The 3120-nt window shown below is 71.1% G+C and carries 4 protein-coding genes; 1 reads left to right on the top strand and 3 read right to left on the bottom strand.

Features of this window, described 5'->3' with window-relative positions; translation table 11 throughout:
• The 3 genes from CA983_RS42025 to CA983_RS42015 form a co-directional block, all read right to left on the bottom strand.
• A partial coding sequence (locus tag CA983_RS42025) for an NADH-quinone oxidoreductase subunit C (protein ID WP_143645761.1) occupies positions 1–538 on the bottom strand: 538 nt, incomplete at its 3' end.
• Complete coding sequence (locus tag CA983_RS42020; RefSeq protein WP_086605901.1) at positions 535–1161, bottom strand: NADH-quinone oxidoreductase subunit B; 627 nt, start codon at positions 1159–1161, stop codon at positions 535–537. The genes CA983_RS42025 and CA983_RS42020, both read right to left, overlap by 4 nt.
• Complete coding sequence (locus tag CA983_RS42015) at positions 1152–1559, bottom strand: NADH-quinone oxidoreductase subunit A (RefSeq protein ID WP_010041427.1); 408 nt, start codon at positions 1557–1559, stop codon at positions 1152–1154. The genes CA983_RS42020 and CA983_RS42015 overlap by 10 nt, the downstream gene beginning before the upstream one ends.
• A 243-nt stretch (positions 1560–1802) precedes the next feature.
• Between CA983_RS42015 and CA983_RS42010 the strand changes: the two genes are divergently transcribed.
• Positions 1803–3023, top strand: a complete 1221-nt coding sequence (locus CA983_RS42010; RefSeq protein ID WP_086605900.1) for a sensor histidine kinase — start codon at positions 1803–1805, stop codon at positions 3021–3023.
• Positions 3024–3120 lie beyond the last annotated feature (97 nt).

Raw genomic sequence — 3120 nt, 5'->3', positions numbered from 1 at the left:
GGTCGGGGACGCCGGGGGGAAGCATCTGGCGGCGCTTGGGGCCGCCGTGTTCCGATTCGCCGGGTTCCTTCGCGCCGGGCCAGGCCTTGGCGACACGTGCGGCCAGGACGAAGTCCTTGCGCAGGGGGTGGCCTTCGAAGTTCTCGGGCAGGAGCAGGTGGTCCAGCGCCGGGTGGCCTTCGAAGGTGATGCCGAACATCTCGTGCGTCTCGCGTTCGTGCCAGGCGGCACCCGCGTAGACATCGACGGCCGAGGGCAGGGCGGGGGCCTCGTGCGGGAGCGTCGTACGCAGGAGAAGGCGCCGGAGCGGGGACAGCGCGGCGACGTGGGCCGTGACGCGGAAGCCCGTGCCCGGTTCGTCGACCGCGCTCAGCCAGTCGAAGTACGTGCAGCCCAGCCGGTCGCGTGCGCTCTCCAGGGCGGAGATCCAGGTCGCCGGCGGTACGTCGACCGTCAGGACCTCGTACGACTCCTCGGCTGTGGCGTCCGTGCCGAAGAGTTCCTCGGCATCCGCGGGGAGCCAGCCGACCGCGGTCATCGTCCCTCCCCCGGCGTCGAGTCGGAGCCCGGGCCGGGGGCGGGCGGCTGTACCAGACCGCTCTGCAACGCCGCTGCCGAAGGACGGGCGGCGCCGCTGCCGTACCGCTCCCCCAGCGACTCGCGGGCGATCTTCTCCTGGAGCTTGAGGATGCCCTGGAGCAGCGCCTCGGGCCGGGGCGGGCAGCCGGGGACGTAGACGTCGACGGGGATGATCTGGTCGACGCCCTTGGTGACGGAGTACGAGTCCCAGTAGGGGCCGCCGCAGTTGCTGCACGCGCCGAAGGAGATGACGTACTTCGGCTCCGGCATCTGCTCGTAGAGGCGTTTGACCGCCGGCGCCATCTTGTCCGTGACCGTGCCGGACACCACCATCAGGTCGGCCTGGCGCGGGCCGGGCGCGAACGGGATGACGCCGAGCCGGATGAAGTCGTGGCGGGCCATCGACGCGGCGATGAACTCGATCGCGCAGCAGGCGAGACCGAAGTTGAAGACCCAGAGCGAGTAGCGGCGGCCCCAGTTCAGGATCACCTTCATCGGCTCGGGCGCGAGACGCGCGAGGGCGCCGAGCCGCTTCGGCTCCGGAAGCAGCACGGGCTCGGGGCTGGAGGGGGTCACGTCCATGCCAGCACGCCCTTCTTGTATGCGTAGAGCAGGCCCACGGCCAGGAAGCCGAGGAAGATGAACATCTCCACCAGGGTCGTCGCGCCGTAACCGGGGGCTGCGAACACGGTCGCCCAGGGGAACAGGAAGATCGAGTCAACGGCGAAGATCACGTACAGGAAGGCGTAGACGTAGTAGCGGACCTGGGTGTGGGCCCAGCCCTCGCCGACGGGGTCGACGCCGCACTCGTACGTCAGAAGCTTCTCGGGTGTGGGGACCACGGGCCGCAGCAGGCGGCCGGCCCCGAAGGCGACGGCGACGAACAGCACGCCGACGACGGCGAGCAGCCCGACGACCGAATAGGACTGGAAGTAGTCCGCCGCGACGACGGTCGTGGTGACGACGGTCGGTTCCGGCACGTCCGTCCCTCGCTCCCTGAAACTCGGACTGGATCCTGCGACGATCGATTCCGCGACTCCGGAGTACGGCCGGGAACCACGGACGCCGCCGTTCGACGATCTGTACGCACGGGAGTCTAGGCCCTGATAAAGGCAGGGTAAGCAGCCCGTCACGCCCTGGCATGCGGGGGTGGGGTTTACCTCAGTTGATCCTGGCGGTCTACCTCATGGCGCGCCTGCCCGCCGCCGGGCACGCTAACGCATATGACCGAACGCATTCCGTCCTCCGGCACGAGCACGGCCACCGCGGCGGCCGGGGAGGACGACCGCCCGCCGCAGCCCCGTCTCGCCTACGACCGGCACACCTGGAAGGAGATCGCGCACCTCCTGGCGAACCTTCCGGTCGCGCTGCTCGGATTCATCTACGTCGTGACGGTGCTGTTCACCAGCTTCTGGCTGACGATCACGGTGATCGGGTTCCCGCTGCTCGCGGCCGGGCTCATGGGCGCGCGGCTGCTGGGCCGGATGGAGCGGGCGAGGGCCAGGGCGCTGCTCGGGGTGCGGGTGGACGAACCGAGCCGGCTGCCGCTGCGTGGCGCGGGCGGTCTGCTCCAGCGGCTGTGGATGTCGCTGAAGGACCCGGTGGGCTGGCGCACGGTGCTGTACGAGTTCATCCGGCTGCCGTGGGGCGTCCTCACCTTCACCATCACACTGACCTCGCTGTTCGTGCTGTGGCCCGTGCTGCCGTTCATCGCGCGGGGCCTGGCCAACGCCGACCGGGCCATGGTGCGCGCGCTGCTGTCCCCCTCCGACGAGCTGGAGCGGCGCATCGCCGAGCTGGAGTCGGACCGGGGGGTCGTGGTCGACACGGCCGCCGCCGACCTGCGGCGCATCGAGCGGGACCTGCATGACGGGGCGCAGGCCCGGCTGGTCAACCTGGCCATGGGGCTGGGCCTGGCTAAGGAGAAGGTGCTGGAGGACCCCGACGCGGCGGCGGCGATGGTCGAGGAGGCGCACGGCGAGGTGAAGCTGGCGCTCCAGGAGCTCCGCGACCTGGCCCGCGGCATCCACCCGGCGGTGCTGACCGACCGTGGTCTGGACGCGGCCCTGTCCGCGGTCTCCTCGCGCTGTACGGTCCCGGTCAAGGTGACGGTCGACCTGCCGGCGCGGCCGGCCGCGGCCATCGAGGGCATCGCCTACTTCACCGTCTCGGAGCTGCTCCAGAACGTCAGCAAGCACAGCGCGGCGAGGTCGGCCTCGGTGGATGTGTGGCGGACGAACGACCGGCTGCTCATCCAGGTCTGGGACGACGGCCGCGGGGGCGCGAGCCTCGACGGCGGTACGGGGATGAAGGGCCTGGCCGAGCGGCTGGACGCCGTTGACGGGCTGTTCGTCCTGGAGTCGCCCGAGGGCGGCCCGACGACGGTCACGGCCGAACTGCCCTGGCGCAACCGCACGGACGCCTCCGGCGCGGACGACCGCTAGGTCCTGCCACGGGCCAGGTCCTGTCGCCGCCAGGTGCGGGGTCGGTGACTGGTACGGAGGCGCGGGGTCGGGGGTTGGAGGCCGGTGGCCGGTGGGG

It is taken from the genome of Streptomyces swartbergensis, from assembly GCF_002148965.1.
GTDB classification, from domain to species: domain Bacteria; phylum Actinomycetota; class Actinomycetes; order Streptomycetales; family Streptomycetaceae; genus Streptomyces; species Streptomyces swartbergensis.
Note: the sequence above shows the minus strand (reverse complement) of the source record. Positions and strands in the feature narration are given on the sequence as shown.